The sequence below is a fragment of the Faecalicatena contorta genome (genome assembly GCF_001404335.1).
Classification (GTDB): Bacteria; Bacillota; Clostridia; order Lachnospirales; family Lachnospiraceae; genus Faecalicatena; species Faecalicatena contortus_B.
This window is the reverse complement of the sequence record NZ_CYZU01000004.1, coordinates 129,422-153,700: the sequence shown is the minus strand read 5'-3', so window position 1 is coordinate 153,700 and position 24,279 is coordinate 129,422. Positions and strand designations below refer to the sequence as shown.

24 protein-coding genes are annotated in these 24,279 nt (G+C 45.0%); 19 read left to right on the top strand and 5 right to left on the bottom strand.

What is annotated here, in order from left to right:
• Positions 1–11: 11 nt before the first annotated feature.
• Entirely contained in the window at positions 12–167 is a 156-nt protein-coding gene (locus ARB69_RS27080) for a hypothetical protein (protein ID WP_025653901.1), read from the bottom strand.
• Positions 168–769: 602 nt separating this feature from the next.
• Here ARB69_RS27080 and ARB69_RS03550 point away from each other — a divergent pair.
• The 15 genes from ARB69_RS03550 to ARB69_RS03480 all read left to right on the top strand — a co-directional run bounded on the left by ARB69_RS03550 (position 770) and on the right by ARB69_RS03480 (position 16,762).
• A complete protein-coding gene (locus ARB69_RS03550; RefSeq protein WP_050639247.1) occupies positions 770–1,765 on the top strand; it encodes an ATP-binding protein in 996 nt (331 codons plus the stop codon).
• A gap of 4 nt (positions 1,766–1,769) precedes the next feature.
• Positions 1,770–2,675 carry a PSP1 domain-containing protein gene (locus tag ARB69_RS03545; protein ID WP_050639248.1) on the top strand — a complete coding sequence of 302 codons (906 nt, stop codon included), beginning with the start codon at positions 1,770–1,772 and terminating at the stop codon, positions 2,673–2,675.
• Positions 2,665–3,360 carry a tRNA1(Val) (adenine(37)-N6)-methyltransferase gene (locus ARB69_RS03540; protein ID WP_050639249.1) on the top strand — a complete coding sequence of 232 codons (696 nt, stop codon included), beginning with the start codon at positions 2,665–2,667 and terminating at the stop codon, positions 3,358–3,360. The genes ARB69_RS03545 and ARB69_RS03540 overlap by 11 nt, the downstream gene beginning before the upstream one ends.
• Before the next feature lie 76 nt (positions 3,361–3,436).
• Complete coding sequence (gene rsmI / locus ARB69_RS03535; RefSeq protein ID WP_050639250.1) at positions 3,437–4,282, top strand: 16S rRNA (cytidine(1402)-2'-O)-methyltransferase; 846 nt, start codon at positions 3,437–3,439, stop codon at positions 4,280–4,282.
• Positions 4,283–5,089: 807 nt separating this feature from the next.
• Positions 5,090–6,247, top strand: coding sequence for a pyridoxal phosphate-dependent aminotransferase (locus tag ARB69_RS03530; RefSeq protein WP_055151128.1), 1,158 nt, complete (start codon positions 5,090–5,092; stop codon positions 6,245–6,247).
• Positions 6,248–6,266: 19 nt separating this feature from the next.
• Positions 6,267–7,442, top strand: coding sequence for a M20 family metallo-hydrolase (locus ARB69_RS03525; protein ID WP_050639252.1), 1,176 nt, complete (start codon positions 6,267–6,269; stop codon positions 7,440–7,442).
• A 15-nt stretch (positions 7,443–7,457) separates the two neighbouring features.
• Positions 7,458–8,222, top strand: coding sequence for an aspartate/glutamate racemase family protein (locus ARB69_RS03520; RefSeq protein WP_055151125.1), 765 nt, complete (start codon positions 7,458–7,460; stop codon positions 8,220–8,222).
• Positions 8,223–8,234: 12 nt separating this feature from the next.
• Entirely contained in the window at positions 8,235–9,281 is a 1,047-nt protein-coding gene (locus ARB69_RS03515) for a sugar ABC transporter substrate-binding protein (RefSeq protein ID WP_050639254.1), read from the top strand.
• A 72-nt stretch (positions 9,282–9,353) separates the two neighbouring features.
• Complete coding sequence (locus tag ARB69_RS03510) at positions 9,354–10,853, top strand: sugar ABC transporter ATP-binding protein (protein WP_055151122.1); 1,500 nt, start codon at positions 9,354–9,356, stop codon at positions 10,851–10,853.
• Between the two features lies 1 nt (position 10,854).
• The gene (locus ARB69_RS03505) at positions 10,855–11,826 is read left to right on the top strand and encodes an ABC transporter permease (protein WP_025653924.1); all 972 of its coding nucleotides are present in this window, start codon (positions 10,855–10,857) and stop codon (positions 11,824–11,826) included.
• A gap of 18 nt (positions 11,827–11,844) precedes the next feature.
• A complete protein-coding gene (gene hydA / locus ARB69_RS03500) occupies positions 11,845–13,251 on the top strand; it encodes a dihydropyrimidinase (protein ID WP_055151119.1) in 1,407 nt (468 codons plus the stop codon).
• 15 nt (positions 13,252–13,266) lie between these two features.
• Positions 13,267–14,223: a bifunctional 4-hydroxy-2-oxoglutarate aldolase/2-dehydro-3-deoxy-phosphogluconate aldolase gene (locus tag ARB69_RS03495; protein WP_050639257.1), complete on the top strand. Its 957-nt coding sequence runs from the start codon at positions 13,267–13,269 to the stop codon at positions 14,221–14,223.
• 20 nt (positions 14,224–14,243) lie between these two features.
• Positions 14,244–15,002 (top strand): IclR family transcriptional regulator, encoded by a 759-nt coding sequence (locus tag ARB69_RS03490; RefSeq protein ID WP_050639258.1) that lies wholly within the window; start codon positions 14,244–14,246, stop codon positions 15,000–15,002.
• Between the two features lie 349 nt (positions 15,003–15,351).
• The gene (locus ARB69_RS03485; protein WP_242857521.1) at positions 15,352–16,296 is read left to right on the top strand and encodes a sugar kinase; all 945 of its coding nucleotides are present in this window, start codon (positions 15,352–15,354) and stop codon (positions 16,294–16,296) included.
• A gap of 10 nt (positions 16,297–16,306) precedes the next feature.
• Positions 16,307–16,762, top strand: a complete 456-nt coding sequence (locus tag ARB69_RS03480; RefSeq protein ID WP_025653928.1) for an Lrp/AsnC family transcriptional regulator — start codon at positions 16,307–16,309, stop codon at positions 16,760–16,762.
• Between the two features lie 22 nt (positions 16,763–16,784).
• Here ARB69_RS03480 and ARB69_RS03475 read toward each other — a convergent pair whose 3' ends face one another.
• Both ARB69_RS03475 and ARB69_RS03470 read right to left on the bottom strand, forming a co-directional pair.
• Positions 16,785–17,456: an ABC transporter ATP-binding protein gene (locus tag ARB69_RS03475; protein WP_025653929.1), complete on the bottom strand. Its 672-nt coding sequence runs from the start codon at positions 17,454–17,456 to the stop codon at positions 16,785–16,787.
• A 138-nt stretch (positions 17,457–17,594) separates the two neighbouring features.
• Positions 17,595–18,119: a nucleoside recognition domain-containing protein gene (locus ARB69_RS03470; RefSeq protein ID WP_025653930.1), complete on the bottom strand. Its 525-nt coding sequence runs from the start codon at positions 18,117–18,119 to the stop codon at positions 17,595–17,597.
• Between the two features lie 215 nt (positions 18,120–18,334).
• On the opposite strand from ARB69_RS03470, the gene ARB69_RS03465 reads away from it, so the two are divergent.
• Positions 18,335–20,086 (top strand): DUF885 domain-containing protein, encoded by a 1,752-nt coding sequence (locus ARB69_RS03465; RefSeq protein ID WP_025653931.1) that lies wholly within the window; start codon positions 18,335–18,337, stop codon positions 20,084–20,086.
• Positions 20,087–20,125: 39 nt separating this feature from the next.
• Here ARB69_RS03465 and ARB69_RS03460 read toward each other — a convergent pair whose 3' ends face one another.
• Positions 20,126–21,202, bottom strand: a complete 1,077-nt coding sequence (locus ARB69_RS03460; RefSeq protein ID WP_055151113.1) for a GGDEF domain-containing protein — start codon at positions 21,200–21,202, stop codon at positions 20,126–20,128.
• Between the two features lie 100 nt (positions 21,203–21,302).
• Here ARB69_RS03460 and ARB69_RS03455 point away from each other — a divergent pair, with 100 nt between their 5' ends.
• Positions 21,303–21,920 (top strand): nucleoside recognition domain-containing protein, encoded by a 618-nt coding sequence (locus ARB69_RS03455; protein ID WP_055151110.1) that lies wholly within the window; start codon positions 21,303–21,305, stop codon positions 21,918–21,920.
• A 283-nt stretch (positions 21,921–22,203) separates the two neighbouring features.
• On the opposite strand, the gene ARB69_RS03450 is transcribed toward ARB69_RS03455, so the two are convergent.
• Positions 22,204–22,965, bottom strand: a complete 762-nt coding sequence (locus ARB69_RS03450; protein WP_083487010.1) for a DeoR/GlpR family DNA-binding transcription regulator — start codon at positions 22,963–22,965, stop codon at positions 22,204–22,206.
• Between the two features lie 221 nt (positions 22,966–23,186).
• On the opposite strand from ARB69_RS03450, the gene ARB69_RS26585 reads away from it, so the two are divergent.
• Positions 23,187–23,330 (top strand): hypothetical protein, encoded by a 144-nt coding sequence (locus ARB69_RS26585; RefSeq protein ID WP_154253276.1) that lies wholly within the window; start codon positions 23,187–23,189, stop codon positions 23,328–23,330.
• 6 nt (positions 23,331–23,336) lie between these two features.
• Positions 23,337–24,083 (top strand): FGGY-family carbohydrate kinase, encoded by a 747-nt coding sequence (locus tag ARB69_RS03445; protein WP_330377515.1) that lies wholly within the window; start codon positions 23,337–23,339, stop codon positions 24,081–24,083.
• Positions 24,084–24,279 lie beyond the last annotated feature (196 nt).

Sequence of the window (24,279 nt, the reverse complement as noted above, 5' to 3'; positions counted from 1 at the left end):
GGAGAAACAGATTACTCTGCTTCTCCCTCTGCTACTATATCCTCGAGTACACGAATCAGGTCGTGAATGTTCTTTAATTGGACATTTCTTTCGAGTATACAGTCTTTCAAGTTGATCGGTAATGATTCAAACTTGTCCCGGAGTTCCGGTGCTATATAAGATGCCATATTCTCACCTCAGTATAGGATGTCCGGATCGGAGATAAATTATGAGTGAAAAATAGAAAAAAGAGTGATGATTCAAAAAACATTTCATGCCCTATTTGGGACAAAACAGCAGTCAGGCGGAGGGAAATCACCTTTCCCTTTATTTTTTTGATTTTGGGGCGTTTTAAGGACATTGAAAAGTGTTTTACGGACTCACTGTGCTGAAAGTTGTTTCTTAAAAAATAATTCGATAATAAATTAATTGACTGTGATAGGGCAGTGATAGTTACTGTTCAGACCGTGCCGTGCACCTCGCTGCACGGCATCGGAGCCGATGAAGTGATGGTCTCGGGGCATCTGCCCTTCGCCGTAGGCGACTTTAAATGGGCAGATGCCGTTACTGTGCACACCCATAGGGTGTGAACAGTAACCAGTGATAAATTCTCGAAGAAATCCCGTATTTATGGGCTATATCTTCATGAAAATTTATGATATACTTAATGAGTAGTTCACAACTTTGTAAGAAACCTATTGTACAATAAACGTAACTGTTCATACTTTGAACAAGTACAGTAACCAGATGGTAACTTACAAAGGAATACGGAGAGGCAGCAGGTGATGTAATGAGCGGTTTTAAGGATGTAGTCGGACACAAAAATATTATACAATATATAGGCAATGCAGTGAAGACGGACAAGGTCTCACATGCATATATAATGAATGGGGAAAAAGGGGCAGGCAAGAAGCTGCTTGCTAATTTATTTGCGATGAGCCTGCAGTGCCGGAACCGGGAGGAAGACGGAGATGCCTGCGGCAAATGCCAGTCCTGCAAACAGGCGCTGAATCAGAATCAGCCGGATATCATTAAGGTTACGCATGAGAAACCCAATACGATCAGCATCGACGATATCCGTGAACAGGTAAATAATGATATTGTGATCAAACCATACAGCAGCAGATATAAGATTTATATTATAGCAGATGCGGATATGATGAGCGTACAGGCCCAGAACGCGATTCTTAAGACGATTGAAGAGCCGCCGGAATATGCGGTTATTATGCTGCTTACGGAGAATGCGGAGACGCTGCTTCCCACAATCAGGTCCAGATGTGTGATGCTCAAGCTGCGGAATATTAAGGACCAGCTTGTGAAAAAGTATTTGATGGAACAGATGCAGGTGCCGGATTATAAAGCGGATGTCTGTGTGGCGTTTGCTCAGGGCAATATGGGAAAGGCCATTATGCTGGCCACTTCGGAACATTTTAACGAGATTAAGGAAGAAGCGGTTCATTTGCTGAGAAATATCAATGATTTGGATTTGAATGAACTGATCGAGGCAGTGAAGAGATGCATGTCTTATAAGCTGGAGATCACGGATTACATGGATGTGATCGCAGTATGGTACAGGGATGTGCTTATTTATAAGGCAACCAGAAATGTGGACAGGGTTGTATTTTCGGATCAGCTGAAGTATATTAAAGAACGGGCGAGCAAGAGTTCTTATGAGGGAATCGAGATTATTCTGGATGCACTGGAAAAGGCAAAGTCCCGCCTGAAGGCGAATGTAAACTTTGAATTGACTATGGAATTGCTTTTATTGACAATAAAGGAGAATTAACGGGATGACGAAAGTAATAGGTGTGAGATTCCGCACTGCAGGAAAGATATACTTCTTTGCACCGGGGAAGTTTGATATCACACAGGGTGACAATGTAATTGTTGAGACAGCGAGAGGCGTAGAATACGGGCGTGTTGTAAGCGGACCAAAAGAGGTGAAGGACGAGGAAGTTGTGCAGCCGCTGAAGTCGGTGATCCGTGTGGCTACTGAGCAGGACCGCAAAGTAGAGGAGAAGAACCGTGAGAAGGAAAAAGATGCCTTTAAGATATGTCTGGAGAAGATCCGCAAGCACGGCCTGGATATGAAACTGATTGATGCTGAATATACATTTGACAATAATAAAGTGCTGTTTTATTTTACGGCGGATGGCAGGATCGATTTCAGGGAGCTGGTAAAGGATCTGGCAGCAGTATTCAGAACCAGGATCGAACTCCGTCAAATCGGTGTGAGGGATGAGACAAAGATCCGCGGAGGAATCGGCATATGCGGGAGACCTTTGTGTTGCAATACTTATTTATCTGAATTTGCTGCAGTTTCTATCAAGATGGCGAAGGAGCAGAATTTGTCCCTGAATCCGACGAAGATATCGGGCGTTTGCGGCCGTTTGATGTGCTGCCTGACCAACGAGGAAGAGACATACGAGGAGCTGAACAGCCAGCTTCCTACTTTGGGAGATACCGTTACAACGCCGGAGGGGCTTTCAGGAACGGTTCATTCACTGAGCGTACTGCGGAAGCTTGTAAAGGTTATAGTGGTGCTGGAAAACGATGAAAAAGAGATACGGGAATACAGAGCGGAGGAACTGAAGTTCAGGCCGCGGCGTAAAAAGGCAAAGGTGTCCAAGGAAGAGATGAAGAAGCTGGCCGCGCTGGAAAAAGGTGAAGGAGCATCGAAGTTAGATGACAACTAAGTTAAGACCGGGAGAGAGGCTGGATGATCTCCAGCTGGACGGATATGAGATTATTCAGAATCCGGAGAGGTTCTGTTTTGGGATCGATGCCGTTCTGCTCTCCGATTTTGTAAGAGTAAAAAAAGAGGAGACGGTTCTGGATTTGGGGACTGGGACGGGTATCCTGCCCATTCTCCTCGCGGCAAAGACGCAGGGAAAGCATTTTACGGGGCTGGAGATACAGGCGGAAAGCGCAGATATGGCGGTGCGAAGTGTGGAGCACAACCGGCTGGGAGACCGGATTGATATTGTAACAGGAGATATCAAAGAGGCAGCGGAGATATTTCGGCCTGCCTTTTTTGATGTTATCGTGACAAACCCCCCGTATATGCTGGCGGAGCACGGACTTCAGAATCCCGGGGATGCCAAAGCCATTGCCAGGCATGAGGTGCTCTGTACGCTGGATGATATACTGCGGGAGAGCGGGAAGCTGCTGCAGGAGAGCAAAGGTAGATTTTATATGATTCACAAACCGTTTCGTCTTGCAGAGATTATTATCAAGATGAATCAGTATAAGATCGAACCGAAGCGTATCCAGTTTATCCACCCGTATGTGGATAAAGAGCCGACGATGGTTCTGATTGAAGGAATCAAGGGCGGAAAGTCCAGGGTAAAAATCGAACCTCCTGTTATTATGTACAAATAGATGTAACCGTTCAGACTTGCCCGAACGGTTACCAATAGACAGCGGGTGGGATATCTGTGGCTGATAAGGAGGAGTTATGTCAGGAATATTATACTTATGCGCTACCCCGATCGGAAATCTTGAGGATATGACGTTTCGGGTGATCCGGACTCTGAAGGAGGCGGATCTGATCGCGGCGGAAGATACACGCAATAGTATCAGACTGCTGAATCATTTTGAGATCCGGACTCCTATGACTAGCTACCATGAATATAATAAGTTTGAGAAGGGCCGAAAACTTGTGGAAAAGCTGCTGGACGGCCAGAATATTGCGCTGATTACAGATGCGGGAACACCCGGGATCTCAGATCCGGGAGAGGAACTTGTCCGGATGTGCTGCGAAGCAGGGATAACAGTGACCTCTCTTCCGGGTGCGTCGGCTTGCATTACGGCGCTGACAATATCCGGTCTGTCTACCAGGAGGTTTGCTTTTGAAGCTTTTCTTCCCACGGACAAGAAGGAGAGGGAGTGGGTGCTGGAAGAACTGGAGGGAGAGTTTCGGACGATTATTTTGTATGAGGCGCCGCACAGGCTTGTGAAGACGCTGAAGCTTCTTCTGGAGCGTCTGGGGAACAGACGGATTACCGTCTGCAGAGAGCTGACGAAAAAGTATGAGACTGCATTTACTACGACCCTTGAGGAGGCTGCTTTGTATTATGGGGAGCATGAGCCAAAGGGGGAATGTGTGCTTGTGGTTGAGGGCCGCAGCCGCAGTGAGGCTGTCCGTGAAGAACAGGAAAAATGGGAAGAGATGAGCATTGAGGCACATATGGAATATTATACTTCCCGGGGAATGGCAAAAAAAGAGGCTATGAAGACGGTAGCAAAAGACCGTGGAGTTCAGAAACGGGAGATTTACAATTATTTGGAACGTCAGAAATAATCATATTGTTAAGAATTAGTCAACATAGACAGAGAGATTAAAAATTTCCACCTGAATTTTAGAAAATTGTAACATTGACGATTTGGGAAGGAAAGTATAGAATAAATTACAAGTTCAAGAAAACCAGGCAGACAAAGGCGTCGCATTTAGAGGCGGCCCTTTTTCTTTTAAGATCTCCGGACAGGACATTTTGGACAGACATCGGGTAAGACAGCAGGACAGACATCAGGTACAGACATCAGTTAAGGCATCTTGAAGAGACATCGGATCAGGCATCCATGCAGAGCATGACAGGAGTTCCGGAATATACAGCATCAGACTTGGATTGAACTATGTTAGGGCGTATTACATTTTATGTAATGCGCCTTTTCATTTACAGATTTATTGGGGAAAATAGAATAGCTGAGGAAAAAGAAAAAAGGGTATGGCCCTTTTTTTTGTCCGTTTTTACGAAGATAAGGCTGTTTAGTAAATATTTCAGGCTCTCTCTTTTATAAAACTTAAAAAACGCAAGCTAAAATAAGAAGAAATAAAAAAAGTTCGTCAAGATAAACATATTAAAAGTCTTAAATAGTATAAATAATGGTAAAAATTCACTAATAAAATTTGGTGAATGATAAAAATTAGTATAAAAATATAATTAAAACGAAATAAAACAGATAATAAATGTTGAATATGCACAATTGCAATGCTAGAATGTTAAAAAATGAAATCGCGATTCATTATATGAAATGCAAGTCCTGCATTTTACACTTATTACCTAAAAATGAGATGGTGTTTCACAATGCGGGACAAAGGAGGAATCATATGGAAATATCCAGAAATACGCAAGGTATAAAACCATCCTCCATACGGAAGATGTTTAATAAAGCATTGCTGTATGATAATGTAATTAGTTTTACATTGGGGGAGCCGGATTTTACAGCTTCCGAAAATGTGGTAGATGCCGGATGCCGGGCCATCCGGCAGGGATATACAAAATATTCCGCAAATGCAGGGCTGCTTCCGCTTAGAAAAGCGATTGGTGAAGCCCTAAATAAAGAGACTGGGCAGAACTATGATGCGGATCGGGAGATTACGGTAACAGTAGGGGCTATGGGGGCTTTATATCTTTCGCTGAAAGTACTCATTAATCCGGGGGATGAAGTCATTATAAGTGAGCCTTACTGGACGAATTATGTACAGCAGGTAAAGATGTGTGATGGAGTTCCTGTATTCGTCATATGCAGAGAAGAGAATCACTTTATGCTGGATGTAAATGATCTGGAGAAGGCGATTACGGAGAAGACCAAAGCGGTCATATTAAATTCCCCTTCCAATCCGACCGGAGGAGTGCTTGATATGCAGAGTCTGGAAGCAATTGCACAGGCAGCCAAAAAGCACGGGCTTGCGGTGATCTCGGATGAGGTATACAAAACCATTGTTTATAATGGAACCAAAGCTCCCTCCATTGCTTCCGTGGAAGGAATGAAAGAACGTACCATTGTGATTAACAGTTTTTCAAAAGGGTATGCCATGACAGGGTGGAGAGTGGGATATGCCGCAGGGCCGGAAGAGGTGATAAGCAATATCACGAAACTGCAGGAAAATGTGGCGGCATGCGCAGCTATGCCCAGCCAGTATGCGGCCCTGGAAGCTTTGACCGGCCCGCAGGATTACAAGGAATATATGGTGGAAAAGTATAAGGAAAGGCGCGATGTGATGGTGACAAGGCTGAATGCAATTCCCGGCATGTCCTGCAGCGCGCCAAAGGGTACCTTTTATGCATTTGTGAATATCAGGAATCTTCCTTTGACATCAGAAGAGTTTGCAGACAGGCTTTTAGAAGAAAAACAGGTGGTGGTAGTTCCGGGAACTGCTTTTGGTGAAGGAGGAGAAGGATATATCAGGCTGTCTTATGCAACTTCCCTGGAAACGATTGAAAGAGGCATGCATTTAATCGAAGAATTTGTAAAAACTCTTTAACAGCCAGGAGGTAACCTGAATGGATATTAATGGTGACAGGCTCCTCAAGGAGCTTACAGAACTTGGAAATATAGGATATAAAGAGGGTGTTGGAACGAGCCGAATGGCATATTCCGAAACATTTAACCAGGGGCGGAATTATGTGAAGCAGCTGATGGAAAGTAGCGGGATGGCAGCAAGGGTTGATGAAGTCGGTAATCTTACCGGTGTGCTGAAAGGGGAAACCGACAAAATCATATCCATAGGCTCCCATATTGATACAGTACCGGGAGGCGGAATCTATGACGGCGCCCTGGGAGTTCTGGCAGGGATTGAAGCAGTAAGGGCATTAAAATCAGCCGGATACCGCAGCAGACACAGCATAGAAGTGATTGCATTTACCGAGGAAGAGGGGAATGTGGTTGGCGGCACATTTGGAAGTAAAGCCTTTACCGGACAGCCCCAGGAACCAGATTCGCTGCAAAGGGCAGTCAGGTACAATATTACGGAAACGGATATCCTGAATGCCAGGCGGAATCCGGAAGATTACAGATGCTATCTGGAATTACATATTGAACAGGGTGGACGGCTGGAACAAGAGCAGATCCCCTTTGGAATTGTGCAGGGCATTGTAGGAATTGCAAGGTATAGGGTGACTGTTGCAGGTAAAACCAATCATGCCGGCAGTACTCCCATGAATCTGCGCGATGATGCTCTGGTAAAAGCAGCTCCCATGATCACGGGAATGATGGATATCGCACGGGATATAAACTCCGATATGACATGCACCATAGGGAAAATCCGGGTGGAACCCGGCGCAGTCAATGTAATCCCCGGATTAACGGAATTTATGATTGAACTAAGATGTATGGATACGCAGGATATCAAAAAAGCCATCCATAAATTTAAATCAGAGTTTCAGAGTGAAGATATTACAATTGAAAATTTTCTGTGGCAGGAAGCGACAAATATGGATGGAGAATTAATGGAAGTCTTTCAAAAGTGCTGTCTTGGAAGAAAAACAAACTTCTGCCATATGCCAAGTGGTGCTGGTCATGATGGGATAAACATGGCATTATTCACACCTTCAGCAATGATTTTTATCCCGAGTATCGGCGGAATCAGCCATAATATAAGGGAAGAAAGCAGACCGGAAGATATCATAAAAGGAAGTAATATACTGTTGGATGCGATTCGAATGATTGACCGGCAGTGATGAGGGGGAGGCAGTATGAAAATAAAACTGATCAATCCAAATACGACAGTGGCTATGACACAGAGCATTCAAAGCTGTGCAGAAAAGTATGCGCGAAAAGATACTGAAATATATGCGGTCAACCCAACTGTCGGTGTAAACAGTATCGAGTGTTATGTAGACGAATATCTGGCGATTCCCGGAGTATTGCGGGAAGTCCAGAAAGGGGAGCAGGAAGAGGCCGATGCGTATGTCATTGCCTGCTTTGGAGATCCCGGCCTACAGGCAGCAAGGGAAATCACGGACAAACCGGTCTTAGGAATTGCAGAGTCCGCCATCGCCGCTGCCAAAGTAATTGCACCGTATTTTTCAATTGTATCTGTTCTGGACCGTTCAATCAAGGTGACGGAAGATGTGGTTGTCAATTATGGAGCAGAAAAATTCTGCAGATCCATCCGCTCCACGGGACTCAGTGTTCTGGAATTTGGAGAAAGCCCGCAAAGAGGGCTGGATGCGCTTCTGCATCAAAGCAGACTTGCAGTGAGTGAGGACAAGGCGGAGTGTATTCTTCTTGGATGTGCAGGGTTTGTTGATTTTGTAGAAAAGATAAAGAAGGAATTGGGGGTTCCGGTGCTCGACGGGGTTATGCCGGCCGTAAAGTTTGCAGAAGCATTTGTGGAAATGGGGCTTGGCACCAGCAAATCAAATACTTGGAGTTATCCTGAGAAAAAAGAATATGCAGGTTATGATCTTGAAACGGTAACATGGATGCCAGGAAAACCGATGATATGTGGTAAATAGGAGGAAATATGTATGAGAAAGAAAAGATTGTTAGCATTTGTACTTAGTTGTGTAATCGTATGTTCCGCACTTCTTGCAGGATGTTCCGGGGGAAGCAAAGATGAAAAACAGCCTGAACCTAAAGCTGAACAGACAGAGGAGACAAAAGAAGAGTCCGGAGAGCCGGCTAAGGTATTGGATTCCGGCGATGTTAAGGTCGGTATCAGTATCAATGCGCTGGATGCGATTAATAACCGCCAGGTATTTGAAATGATGCAGAATAAGGCAGAGGCAGCCGGTTATGAATACGTTGCGACCAATGCGAACGGCACGGCAACCCAGCAGTCCACGGATATTGAGAATCTGGTTCAGCAGGGATGCAATGTGATTGTTGTTTTGAACGGCGATACAGAAGGGCTGACCAATGCGGTAAAAGAGGCATCTGAAAAGGGTGTATACGTAATCAGCGTAGAATCAGGATATATTCCGGGGATTTCTGCTTACTTTGCAAAAAACGATTTTGCCCTGGCATCCGCAATGTATATGATGCTTGCAGGAGAGATGGGGTATGAGGGTGAAATTATAGCAACCGGGCATAATGATCATCCTGCTATCCGGGCAAGAGTAAATGTCCAGGAAGCAATGCTGAAGGAATATGCCAACATTAAACTGGTAAACCGCGTAACAACGGGATATCCGGGAACGACAGAACTTGCTTATAACGGCGTGGAAAGCGCACTGCAGCAGAATCCGGACGTTAAGACAATCTGGTGTACCTTTGACCTGGAGGCACTGGGGGCGGCACAGGCATGCGAAGCGCTGGGCAAGAAGGATATCAAAATTGTAGGAGCCGACGGAGAAATTGATGTGCTCCGTATGATAAAAGACGGAAAATATATTATTGCGACATCCGTAGCTGACTTGGAGGCAACGACCGATGATGTTATTCAGACGGTGGCTGATTTATCTTCCGGAGCGGAAGTAAAGATGTTCCATGAGATGCCATTTATTATGATCACAGAGGAAAATGTAGATGAATGGATTGAAAGGACAGAGTCCTATCTGAAAGAAAGCGAATAAGAATTGTAAAGGGCGCTTGCAGGCGCCCAATACTCAAATACAAAAACTGTTTTAAGCCGGAAAGGAGTAAATATGGCAGAGCAGGAAATGGCAGTAGAAATGAGAAATATCAGTAAATATTTCAATGGCATATGCGCACTCCATGACGTAAACCTGCAGATAAAAAAGGGGACTATCCATGCCCTGCTTGGCGAGAATGGGGCGGGAAAATCCACCTTAATGAAGATACTTTGCGGAATTATTAAGAAAGAACAGGGGTCCGTTTATCTGTTCGGAAAAGAAATGAACATAAGGTCTGTGATAGAGGCCCAGGATCATAAGCTTGCGATTGTGCCTCAGGAACTGGCATTAGTAGATTATTTTACCGTAGCCGAAAATATTTATCTGGGGCGTGAGCAGGTAAAAGGGCCGGGCCTGGTATCACGCAGCAAAATGTTTGAAGAAGCAGAAACGATTCTGAAAGAACTCAAGATTCATCTGGATCCAAGAACGTCTGCCGGTAAACTGAGTGTTTCAGACAAACAAATGCTTGTAATTGCAAAAGTGCTGTCGCTGGATGCAGAAGTGATCATTATGGATGAACCTACCGCCAGGCTGGGCGTTAAGGAAATCAAGGAGTTTCTGGAGTACATGAAATACTTGAGAAGCATTGGAAAAACCATTATTTACATATCCCATAAATTAGAGGAGATTTTTGAAATCTGTGACGAAATCACAGTACTGCGCGACGGTCAGGCGATCGGAACCCATCGGACCGCGGATATCACGGTTGACCAGCTGATTAAAGAGATGGTCAACAGATCCTCGGAAAGTCTGGATATTAAAAAGAATCTAAAAGAGTTCGGGGAAGAGATCCTGAAGGTCGAGGGACTGTCATGCGAAAGAATGGTGGCGGATGTACATTTTTCTTTGAAAAAAGGAGAAATTCTGGGCTTCTATGGACTAGTCGGTTCTGGGCGTACAGAGATGATACGCGCAGTTCTTGGCATTGATCCCATGAAGAGCGGTGAAGTCACCTATAAAGGAAACAGGGTCAGGTTTAAAAATATCCGTGAATCCATGGCTGCGGGGCTGGTTTTAATCCCGGAAGAGAGAAGAAAACAGGGACTTGTTATGAATCTGTCTATCCGCCAGAATGCGTCGCTTACGAAGCTGAAAAGATTCAGTAAAGCCGGATTTATGAATAAGAGTAAAGAAGTGGAAAGCGCGGAAAAACTGCGGGAGGAGTTACAGCTCTCCTGCCCCGGCATTGAAAGCCCGGCCGGTGCATTAAGCGGCGGGAACCAGCAGAAGGTTGTCCTGGCGAAATTTGTAGACATGCCGGTGGATATCTTTATATTTGATGAACCGACCAGAGGGATAGATGTGGGGGCAAAAAGCGAGATTTATACATTGATAGAGAAAATTTCAGAACGGGGAGCATCTGTCATTATTATTTCATCCGAAATACCGGAACTGCAGTCAATCTGCGACAGGGTTGCAGTCATGCGGGAGGGCCGGGTTACGGGAGTATTGGGCAGTGAAGAGTTCCAGGATGCGGAGACCATTCTGAAATATTCTATAGGAGGCTAATATGACAGGACAGGTGCAAATGAAAAAGAAAGTGCATTTTTCAGAATTTGTGATGAAATACGGGACATTGATGTTTTTGGTGCTTCTGTGCATCGCATTTTCGGTATTACGGCCAAGCACATTTTTAAGTGTGGGCAATCTTTTGACCGTACTGAGGCAGATTGTAATCTTGAGCATACTGGGCGGAGGCCTTACGGTTGTTATGATTACAAACCGCATTGACCTGACGATAGGCTATACGACCAGTTTTCTTGGAATTGTTGCAGGTGCGCTGATGGTAGACTTCGGGATTCCTGTTCTGCCTGCAGCGATCCTGACTTTGATAGCGGGGGCCATACTGGGGAGCCTGAGCGGTATTGCTGTGGCATTAATTGGGATTCCTGATTTTATTGCGACTTTATCCTTGGGATTTTTGATTTCAGGCTTTAACCAGTCCTATACAAAAGGGCATCCGATCTCAGGGCTCCCGGCGGAGTTCAGCATATTTGGCGCTAAGTTTGTTAAGGGAATACCGACTTCCATATTTTTTATGATTGTATTTCTGGTTATTATTTTTATACTGCTTAACTTTACAAGGTTCGGAAGACATGTTTATGCAATCGGCGGTAATGAAGAGGCATCCCTGATGTCAGGTGTAAATGTAAAGGCGAATCTGATCTGGGCTTATGTTGTCAGCGGTGTCGGCGCAGGACTGGCCGCATTGATCCTGGCGTCTAAGCTTGGAACCGCACATCCTACGGCGGGGGATAATTATCTGATGGAAGCGCTGGCCACCGTCTATGTTGGGGGAACGGCATTTAAGAGCGGGGAACCTAATATTGCGGGAACCTTTGTGGGTGCTATGATTATCGGAGTTCTTACAAATGGACTGACCCTCTGCAACGTTCAGTATTACAACCAGGACATTGCGAAAGGGCTTGTCATTTTTCTGGCTGTCACCATAACATCCATCCAGAGAATGAAAAAGAAATAAGAAGGAAGGGGCATACATATGAGTATTTTAATAAAGAATGGAACCGTATTGACAGCGGAAAACGAGGTAAAAGCCGATATTTTAATCATTGATGAAAAAATTGCTGCGGTTGGACAGAATATAGGGCAAGAGACGGATGAGGTGATTGATGCAGAGGGAAAATATGTATTTCCGGGAGGAATCGACCAGCACACCCACTTTTCTGCACTTTGTAATTCGGGCGATAAGGATACCGCAGGATACGAGACAACGAAAGCAGTTATCGTAGGGGGGACTACTACGATTATAGATTACGCGCCCCAGGATCCGGGCTGCGGGCTGATTGAATCTGCACAGTACCGTATCAACACGAGGGCAAAGGGTAAGACATGCGTTGATTTTGCCCTGCATTCTCTGGTAACCGAAGTGACGGACGCTATGTTTGACGAGATAAAACAGCTGCCGGACTATGGCATTGCAAGTATCAAGGTGTTTATGGCGTATATTGGTTCCCCGCTCCACGTAGGGGACGATACCTTATATAAGGTACTCCAGGAAAGTAAAAAGGTGGGGGTAACCGTATTTGTGCATGCGGAAAATGGAGAGATCATCGATATGCTGCAGAAGGAGTGTGTAAAAGCCGGGAATGTAACGCCGGAATTCCATGCGGTATCCCGCCCGCCGCTTGTTGAGACAGAGGCTGCCCAGAGAGCCATCTACATAGCGGATCAGTTAGACGCACCGCTTTTTATCGTACATGTTTCCTGCAAGGGGGCGTCAGACGCCATTGCAGAGGCAAGATATAAAAAACAGAGAGTATATGGCGAGACATGTACACAGTATCTTACGACGACAAAGGACCGCCTGAAAGATCCGGACTTTAATATTGCCGCCCAATTCGTATGTTCGCCGGCGCTCCGTGATGAGAGTGATATTGACGCCATGTGGCAGGCGTTATATGATGGTGTATTAAGCGCTGTGGTATCGGATCACTGTGGAATTGACCTTGCAGAAATGAAGCAGACGGGAAGGGAAAATTTTGTGGATATACCAAACGGGGCTCCCGGGGCAGCCGACCGCATTCATATGATCTGGACAAATGGCGTGGCTAAAAACAGGATTTCCAGACAGAAGTTTGTGGAGGTATGTTCGGAAATGCCTGCAAAGATTAATGGCATATATCCAAGAAAAGGTACCATAGCAGTTGGGTCAGATGCGGATATTGTCATTTTCAATCCGGACTACAGAGGTGTTATAAAACTTGCGGATAACCCGAATGGCGTAGACTATAATATTTATGAAGGAAGAGAGCAGATCGGGCAGGTGGAAACCGTACTGCTGCGCGGTAAAAAAGTAGTAGAACATGCACAATTTGTGGGCGAAATGGGACAGGGAGAGTTCATACCAAGTAAACCATATGCTTATTGCTTTGAAGGAAGAGAATAGTCAGGAGGCTGTTTTATGGACAAGATATTAGAAAAAATCCGCGAGTACGGAGTGATGCCTCTTGTTACGCTGGATGATCCGCAGGATGCGTATGTACTTGGCAGAGCACTGACGGATTGCAGCCTGCCCATTGTGGAGATTACGTTTCGGTCCGGCGCGGCGGAGGAAGCAATCCGTATTCTCAGAAGCACCTATCCGGATATGTTGGTCGGAGCAGGGACGGTGCTGGATGCGGATATGGCGGAGCGGGCGATCAAAGCGGGAGCACAGTTTGTACTGGCGCCTGGTATGAATCCCGGCATGATAGAATATTGCCTTGAGGAGGAAATTCCTGTATTTCCGGGGTGTATGACTCCAACAGATCTGGGACAGGCGCAGAACCTGGGGCTTAAGGTTGTGAAGATATTTCCGTTTATGCAGTTGGGCGGGATCCCGATGCTCAAAGCAATCTCAGCCCCTTTTGGCAAAATGGAATTTTTGGCAACCGGAGGAATCAATGATGAGAATTTAGCCTCGTCCCTTGCATTTCCAAGAATGGCTGCATGCGGGGGCAGCTGGCTGATTAAAAAAGAAAAGCTGAGAAAAGGCGACCTGGAAGGCTTGAAAAGCGATATTAACCGGACTTTAACGGCAATGCTCGGGCTGCGGTTTGCACATCTGGGGATCAATTATGGGATGGAGGCAGCGAAAACATTGGAGCAGATTCTGAATGTACAGACTCTCTGGGGGCAGACCTCCGGCTTCACCGGAGATTATGTTGAGGCTGTAAAAACCGCAGGACAGGGGAAAAATGGGCATATAGCGGTTGGAACCTGTGATATCGGGCGGGCAATATTCTATCTGCAAAGGAAGGGTTTTGGTATTCAAACGGAGTCTGTCAAAAAAAATGAAGCAGGTCATATCTTAGCTGCTTACCTGAAAGAAGATGCGGGCGGTTTTGCAGTCCATCTTCTTCAGGAAACATTAAACTGAGAGATCTGGAAAGGGTTACTATGTCAACAGCAACGGTACAATCAATTGATAGGGCATTTGAGATTCTGGAGGCGTTGGGAAACTGCCCGAATGGGATGCAGGTCAAAGAATTGTCGGCTGCGCTTGCACTGAATAAAAGTACGGTGAGCCGTATTCTTTTGACTTTGGCCAGTAAAGGTTATGTGGTAAAAAATAAAGATAATTATTATCGGCTGGGAATGCGTCTGGTGGATTTGTGCAGCTTCTACTTAAACAGTCTTCAGCTGAAAACGGAGGCGCTTCCTTTTTTAGAAGAGCTTAGAAACCAGACGGGACTCATCGTGCATCTGGGAAGTCTGGATGAAAATGAAGTAGTTTATCTGGATAAAATCAGTTCATTTAATAATATACGGATGTATTCCCAGATAGGGAAACGCGCCTATGTTCATTGCACAGGGCTTGGAAAAGCAATGCTATCCCGGATGAGCAGGGAAGAAGTAGAGGAGATCCTGGCCGTGAAAGGGCTTCCGATGATGACAGAATATACCTGTACGGACCAGAAGAATTTTTTTGACGAACTGGATCGGACACGTGCCAGGGGCTATGCCGTAGATGAACAGGAAAATGAGGCGGGAATCAGGTGCGTGGCGGCGCCGGTTTTTGACTACAGAGGGAATGTGATAGCCGCGGTAAGCGCAACGGGATTTATCGATATGTTTCCAAAAGCGCGGATAGAAGCAATGTCTGTGTATGTGAAGAAATGTGCGGAAAGTATTTCAAGAAGCATGGGGTATCGCTGAAAATCCGCGCGTGTTATTATTTAGATACCCCACTTATTCCGAAAATCGGATGAGCACGGAAGGCTATACCCAAAGGGCATCCCGTAACTCATGCCCTGCGGGCGGGTCTGCCGCTAAGCTGCAGAATAAGGTATACCCAAAGGGCACCCCGTAACTTATGCCCTGCGGGCGGGTCTGCCGCTAAGCTGCAGAATAAGGTATACCCAAAGGGCACCCCGTAATGCATGCCCTTTGGGTATAGGAATGAGATATATTTATTAAGGGATACTCCCGGGAAGACACCGCCCATTTAAGTGTCTGTATTTCCGGGAGTAGTCTGAAGAAAAGCGAGGTGAGACATTTGGCGGAAGTGATTACATTTGGTGAGGCAATGGTTGTCTTTATTTCTGAGGAAACAGGGGAGTTTAAAGATGTTTCTGACTTTACAAAAGGCCTTGCCGGTGCGGAATTGAACGTTGCGGTTGGAATCACCAGGCTTGGACACAATGTAAAATACATAACCAGGCTAGGCACGGATCCATATGGTGATTATATTTTTGACTTTATTAAAAAAGAAGGCATTGATACAAGCGGGGTAATATTTGACAAGGACCATTTGACAGGTTCTTATATCAAGTCGAAAGTCCATCAGGGGGATCCGCAGGTTTTTTATTATAGAAAGAATTCGGCGGCATCCTGTGTGAGTAGGAAGGATATAGATCAGGTGGACTTTAAAGGCGCAGGGGTATTACATCTCAGTGGAATTACGGCGGCTATCTCTGAAAGTTGTCTGGATGCCTGTTATTATGCGTTGGAGAAAGCAAGACAATGCGGAATGAAGGTAGTATTTGATCCGAATATCAGACGGAGGCTTTGGAACAGCGAGGAAGAAATGATTTCGACTTTGAATGACCTTGCAGGCAAATGTGATGTTGTATTACCCGGGATCGAGGAAGGCAGAGTGCTGGCGGGCACAAAGGATGAAAAAGAAATCGCCCGGTTTTATTTGTCACTGGGGGCTAAAACGGTAGTTGTTAAGTTAGGGTCATCCGGAGCATTTTATCAGGAATATACTGGGAGAAACGGTTATGTAAACGGTTTTAAGGTGGATAATGTTGTAGATACAGTCGGTGCGGGGGATGCTTTTGCATCCGGCTTTATCAGTGGTATTCTGGAGGGAATGCCGGTTGCAGATGCGGTTGTCAGGGGGAATGCAATGGGGGCTATTATTATTACCTCCAAGACCGATAATGAGATATTGCCGACAAAAGAGGAATTAGAAAAGTATTTGCAGGAACACTTGATGCTGGGATGAGGAAAACAGGATGAACGAATTAGACAAAATTGACATTCAGCTTCTGAAAGCACTACAGGAGAATGCGCGGACTTCGATCAAGGAACTGGCCAGTCAGGTATACCTTTCTTCGCCGGCTACAGCATCCCGGATATCCAGAATGGAGAAGATGGGGTATATCAAGGGATACACTGTTATCGAAGGAGAAAGCGAACTGGGGTATCCAATCAAAGCAATCATTAATATTCAAACGGATAGAAAAGGCAGAGAAAGTCTGTTTTCTTTTATCTATAGATGCCCGAATGTTACAGAATGCGCTTTTGTTTCGGGAATATATTCCATAGTGATATCTGTCTTTTTTGAAAACACACAAAAACTGGATAAGTTTATTAATGAAATCCAGAAACGTGGGGCTGATACGATGACACAGATCGTGCTGTCAACACCTATACTGCACAGAGGCATAGGTGGAATTATGGAGGATTAAAAAAAGGGGTCTGCCCCTTTTTTTAATCTCTGCCGATGTGCTCTCTGATCTCGGTGATCTTCCCTTCCTTCATGAATATTACCCGGTTCCCCAGCGTAACAGCTTCGTCGTAATCATTTGTCACGTATAATACGGTAATTCCAAGCACTTTATTGATCTTCTGAATATCTTCGATCATCTCCATCCGCCGCTGTTCATTCTGCCTTGCAAAATCTTCATCAACAAGAAGAACCTTGGGGTGGCAGACAACAGCACGTCCAAGTGCAACTTTCTGTCTGGCTTCATCTGAGATCGACTTAATCTTTTTATCAAGCTTATCTGCGATGCCGAGAAATTCAGCAGCCGTCTTCACACGGGTATCGATCACTCCGCGCGGAAGATTCCGAAGCCTTAGGCCAAGTGCCATATTATCATAAACATTAAAATAGGAATACAGTACATAGTTCTGAAAAGCCATTGCGAGGCTTCTGTCCCTGGGAAGTATGTCATTGAGGAGATCATCTCCCAGGTATATCTCTCCTGAGGTAATATCCTCCAGGCCTCCAATCATGCGGAGAATGGTGGACTTTCCGCAGCCGCTGGGGCCGTGAAAGGCAACGAATTCTCCATCTTTAATATGGAGAGATACGTTCTTAACGGATATAAATCCGTTAGGATAAGTCTTATTTAAGTTCTTAAATGTCACGCTTGCCATAGAAATACCTCCGCTTATTCTTATCACAATTTTAGCACATACCGTATATCAATGCAAAGGGGGGCAAGGTTTTTTAAGGGAGTTTTTATGAAAAGTTCAGAATATTCAGAAAACGGTGAGCAAAGGGGTCAGACCCCTTTACATCATTCCTGCGATCAGTACGCTTGCGGCAAGTCCGGCTAAGGTTGCCAGCAGAGCTCCGGTGAGTGTATAGCGCGTTTTTTTAATTTTTGCGGTCATGAAATATACGCTCATCGTATAGAAAATTGTTTCTGTGCAGGCCATGGATATGGAGGCGATAAGCCCCAGCCGGGAATCGGTGCCATATTCTTTGAAGATGTCCAGGAGGAGGCCGGTGGCAGCGGAGGAGGAGAACATTTTTACAATGGTGAGTGGGACGAGTTCTCCGGGGAAGCCTATGTATGCGGTAAAATGGCCGATGATTGACGACAAGAAATCAAGGAAGCCAGAGGCGCGCAGGATTCCGACTGCAACCATGAGGCCGATGAGGGTGGGCATGATTTTTATGACGGTGAAGAAACCGCTTTTTGCCCCTTTAATAAAGTTGTCGTATACATTGGTTCTCATAAGTATGCCGTAAGTAACGATAGCCAGAATAATAAACGGAACTATAAAATCCGTAATATACAGAAAAAACTGCATAAACATCCCTCGGCAATCTGTAATATCATTGCTTTATTTATATGCTTATCCGGAGAAAACGATACCTTATTTTGCAGCTGGGCTGCAAATCCGCCCGTCATGGCGTGAGCTTACGGGGTATCATTGGGTATGAATTAAAAGGATGGAATGTCTGGCGTTAGCATAACAGGGGATTTTTACTCATAATATGAAACAAAGACTTTGGGGGAGTTCCTATGCCATCTCTAATTCCCAAACATATCAGAAAACGGCTTCTTGCCGCGTGTCTTACCGTCAGCACAACAGCGGCCCTTTTGTTTACAGGGTGCAGCGTCAGTACAAATACCAACCAGAATAAAACATTCCAGTCATTTACAAAAGAGGTGTTCTGCCAGGAGGTTTCCTCGAATTCGATCAGTCTGCATTATTCACTGAAGGAGCCGGAAAAGTATGGAATCAAGGAAGCACCGGTTACTTTTGGCGGTTTTACTGCGGATTCGAAAGAAGCGGCGGCCTCATTGGAAAATCTTCGTGCGGCACTTGACAGGTTTTCTTATGACAGCCTGTCGGTGGAAAATCAATTGACCTATGACGTCCTGGACTATTACCTGAATATGGCAGAAAAGAATACGGATTATCTGCTGTACGATGAGCCTCTCGGCCTGGTCAGCGGAATCCAGACGCAGCTGCCGGTGCTTTTATCGGAATACCAGTTCTATGACGAGAAAGATGTGGATACATATTTAAAATTGATGCAGTCAACGCCGGAATATTTTGAGTCACTTATTGCATTCGAAAAGCAAAAATCGGCAGCAGGCCTGTTTATGGCGGATTATGCAGCGGATACGGTGATTTCCCAGTGTACGGCTTTTATGGAAATGGGTGAAAGCAATTATTTGATTTCTACCTTCGTGGAGCGGATCAAACAGCTTGGACTATCGTCTGAGACTCAAAGCCGCTATATTAAGAGAAATGCCCAGATGCTCCAAAGTTATGTCCTGCCTGCTTATAATCAGCTGATTTCAGCCGTACAGTCTTTAAAAGGTACTGGAAAAAACGAGGAGGGGCTCTGCCACCTTCCCGACGGAAAGACCTATTATGAACAGATCGTGGCTGAATCAACAGGGTCAGAAAAGACTGTTCCAGAGCTGGAGGATCTGACCAGGAGACAGATTATATCTGACCTTGAGGCCATGGAGGAAGTGCTCAATATAACCGGAAACCAGGCAAAAGAGACAGCAGCCATGGAGGAGAGTAATCCGGTTACTATACTGAATGAACTGGAGCGCAAAACGGGCGGGGCATTCCCAGAGCCGCCTGAAACGGTGACACAGGTCAAATACGTGCCGGAGGCTATGGAAGAACACCTGAGCCCCGCATTTTATATGATTCCCGCCATTGATAATACGGCGGAAAATGTAATCTATGTGAACCAATCTCATATGAGCAACAACCTGACACTCTATACCACACTTGCACATGAAGGGTATCCAGGCCATTTGTATCAGACAGTATACTATGCCGGGACAGATCCCGACCCGTTAAGAAGCATTTTTAATTTTGGCGGATACGTGGAAGGATGGGCAACTTATGCGGAAATGTGCAGCTATTACCTGTCCTCACTGAGTAAAGAGCAGGCTACACTGCTGCAGAAAAACAGCTCCATTGTACTCGGGCTCTACGCACTTGCGGATATGGGGATTCACTACGACGGGTGGAGCAGGATTGACACGGTGGCATTTTTCAAAAATTATGGGATCAAAGACGCGAAAACAATAGAACGTATTTATGAACTTATTATAGGTTCGCCGGGAAATTATCTGAAGTATTATATCGGTTATGTAGAGTTTTTGGAACTGAAAAAAGAATGGGCCGCAAAAAAGGGGAATCATTTTTCACAGAAAGAATTCCACGAGGCAGTGCTGTCTGTAGGACCGGCTCCTTTTGCTCTCGTGGAAGAATATATGTGGAAAATGCCTGTTGATTAGAGGAACAGCCGGAAACCACGGTGATTCATTATCTGAAAATCATGGAAGAATATGATAGAACGCATACTGATTCTTGCCATTTTGCTTTGAAAGGTACAGCGCTTCATCCGCGTGCTTAAACAGCTCCCTGAAAGTGCATCTGTCTTCCGGGGCCAGAGCGATGCCTATGCTGGCTCCTATTAGGGGGAGTTCCCTGTCAGCCGCAGTGTTTATCGCATTGATTGCTTCAAGAAACTGTACAATACGGTCCCGGGGGACGTCGTCACTTGAACAGTCGGGGAGAAAAATTAAAAACTCATCGCCTCCGATGCGCCCAATAATATCCGAAGAGCGGAACGTTTCCTGCAGTACGGCCCCTACTTCTTTGAGCACCTGATCGCCGCAGTCATGCCCACGGGAATCATTGACCAGTTTAAAATTATCAATGTCGATGACTAAAAGTGCACCCTGGGCATTGGCGAGGGAAAGATGGGAAGTAATCTTTCTCTCACAGAATCCGCTGTTCCAGAGACCGGTCAGCTTATCCGTATCTCTTTGCATTTCCAGAATGTTATTAGACATGATCTGCCGGAAATTGAGGTAGTTGAACTGGTGTGAAGTAAAAATGCTGAGCAGATAAAACACAACGGTATTTATAATATCATAAGAGGCAGTGTAAGGAGTCTTATATATTTTGGATAACATACAAAAGATCACGCAGAATATGCCCATAAACATGCAGATTCGGGACGGTATGTCAACGATAAAGAGGGGAAGCCCCACAAGAAATACTATAAAGGCTACTGCGTTGAGCTCCGGCTGCATAATGGTACCTAAATAGACTGACACCCCGAGTATGATGGCAGCCATAGTATAAAGGGCTGCAGGTATTAGCCTTTTATACGCCTTCAGGGATGTTTTCGCCAGGATATTCAGAAAAACGGAAGCTGCGGTAATAATAGTATACGGAACCGTTGCTTTCAGGAAGTTTTCCAGAAAAAGGCTGACCAAAATGAGCGGAACGCCCATTAAGAATCCCAGAGTTGTTATAAGACGCAGGCTTTTCAGATTTCTGTCTGCAATATCTTCATAATAAGTATGATAATTTTCAACAAAATAGTTACTATATGGAATCATAATGATAACCCCCGATTAAATATACTGATACATTGTTTCTATTCTATCATATAAAGTACGTAATATTATGAATAAAATAAAAAATTTTAGGAGGGAACCTATGCTGAATTACTTATGGGCGGGCATGATTATAGTCGGTGTTATCTTCGGGGCTTTTAACGGGAAGATGCCGGATATTACGAATGCGGCGCTGGACTCTGCAAAAGAGGCAGTAACCCTGTCCATCACGATGATGGGAGTGATGTCTTTTTGGGTGGGTATGATGGAGATTGCAACAAGGGCTGGGATTATCGAGATTGCTTCTAAGAAGCTGCGGCCGCTGGTACGGTTTTTGTTTCCGGATATACCGGAGGGGCATAAGGCGAATGATTATATTACGACAAATTTTATTGCAAACTTTCTGGGACTGGGCTGGGCGGCTACTCCTGCAGGACTGCAGGGGATGGGGGCGCTGGCAGATCTGGAGAGGGAGAGACAGGAAGGGCGGGCGCCGGGTGCAGCGCAGAAGCCAGGGGTTGCCTCGGATGAGATGTGTACGTTTTTGATTATGAATATTTCATCATTGCAGTTGATACCGGTGAATGTGATCGCTTACCGAAGCCAGTACGGGAGCGTGAATCCCGCGGGAATTGTCGGGGCGGGAATTGTGGCCACGGCGGTGAGTACGGTGGTGGCTATGGTTTATTGTAAGATGAAGGCGAAGAGGCGGAGGGCTTGATTGCCCTCTGCTTTTGTAATCATATATTTTCATAAACCACCTGCTATGCAGATATGTTTACAGCCGGCTTATAAAGGGCTTACTTTGATTAGCCCACCTGTCACGACGAAACAGATCACTTGTTACGGAGTAGTAACCAATTATGTATCGTCCTCTTATAATAGATGTGGCACACTCGGTATGACTACTATTTTGCTGTCTGAATTGATTTTCATGATCAGGGAGCAGTCATTGTAGTATATTGGCATAAGATGAATAAGCGAAATAAAACATGTATTATCTGCTAAGCGGGAGAACCAAGGATAATCTCTACACCTGCTTCTTTAAGTCTGGTTACATAAGTGGGATCCAGGCCGCTGTCAGATATCAGGCATGTGATCTCGTTGATATCTATTGTTTTTTCGATGAACGGTTTTACAGAAAATTTAGTTGAATCAGCCAGGATATAGCATTTTTTTGCGCACTTAATCAGGCTTTGTTCTGTTCTGGGATCAATATCGAGAGAGGTAATTCCCACATCAAGATTCACAGAGTCACAGCCGGAATATGCTTTGTCCACCTTCACAGTGCTAAAAAAGGCTTCGGATGTAGGACCAAAACACGCACCGTTGCGTTCGCGGATCTGGCCGCCGCAGACATAAAGCTTTATGTTGGGATGGAACAGAAGAAGGTTTGCTACAGGGATGGAGTCCGTAACGACAGTCAAATTTTTCTTATTTGTAATTTTAGACGCAAGAAGAAGAGCCGTAGACCCACTGCTGATGGCAATAAAATTGCCGTCTTCAATCGTTTCAGCTGCGGCGGCAGCAATCTCCTGCTTCTTATTAAAATTGACAATCCCATCAAAGATATCCGGCTGAACCGTTCTCGTATTAAAATCTTTTGGATAATCCGCCTTGATTGCGCCACCGTGGGTGCGCAATAGTAATCCTTTTTCATGCATACTTTGGAACGGAAGGCGTATTGTAGAAACGGACAAGCCTGTGAGCTCGGTTGCTTCAGCAACAGTTATCCTGCCATTCTTTTGAAGTAAATCTAATATCACTTTTTCTCGTTCTTCGTAACAACAGATATTCTAAAGAATATCTCCAGGAAGCAGAGATACGACTTGAGGAAATGGAAGATCCCAATTATGAATTTCCAACTCCATTCAGTAAATTAGATTGGATTCTGGCAATTGCAACAATTATAGTATCCGGAGCACTGCTTATTGGCGGATATTGGATGTAATATAAAGGGATTTTACTGTATATGAGGAGGAATAAAATGGCAAAGAATCGAAATAGTTCAGATGATCAATATACAAAAGAAGCAACATTTGGCACACTGCCGGTTCGCAGATCAGAACGTCAGTATGGAATGTTAGATGCATTCCTCGTGCTCAGCGGGTACGGCGTAGCAACCTGGTAGCCAGGAATCGCCTCTGAAAGCACAGGATCGGCGCTTGTAACTGTTGCGACCATTGAAGAATTAAGCCCTGATTCAAAAGGTGATGTACCGACACTCTGCAGTGGCATTGCGGGGAAATATATATATCAGCCATATTGTACAGGGGCTATGATTACAAAATGGTTTAGGGATGCATTTTGTGAGCAGGAAAAAGAGCTGGAAAAGGAGACAGGGCTCAATGCATATACGCAGATGGATCAATTAGTGGAATCAACGCCTCCGGGTGCGGATGGCCTGATTATGCTCCCATATTTCCAAGGGTCGGGAATTCCAGAGCTTAATGAGAAAGCAAGCGGTGTCTACTATGGTATAAATGCAGGACATACAAGAGGGCATTTTATCAGGGCTATTATGGAAGGGCTTGCAATTGCTTTGAAAAGGATGCTTGAATGTGAAAAAGAGCTCGGGGCGGCCATGGATGAAATCCGTTCACTCGGCGGCGGCTCTAAATCAAAGGCCTGGTGCCAGATTAAGGCGGATATACTCGGGATTCCGGTTAAGGTGATTAAAAATAGCGGCAGCACTCCATGTATGGGGTGCGCAATACTTGCCGGAGTAGCAAATGGGATATGGGCATCAGTAGAAGATGCGGCGGAGAAGTTTGTGGAGATTAAGGAGACTTATTATCCTAATACAGAAAACGCAGAGGTTTATGCGGAAGCTTATCAAAAATATGTGGAGATTACAAATGCACTTAATCCTACATTCCGATAACGCAGGCGTGAAAAGTAATGACCGCTCGTTACTTTTTATAATCCAGCCAGTATCAGTAAATCGGAGGTTAGTCTCGTCGACTAACCTCCGATTTAGTTGTTGGTTGGAGTGTGAAAAGTAAGGATCACTCAATTAAATATAAGGAGAAATTAGATAAATTATTGCATCTATGATAATATTATGATAAAATTAAGAT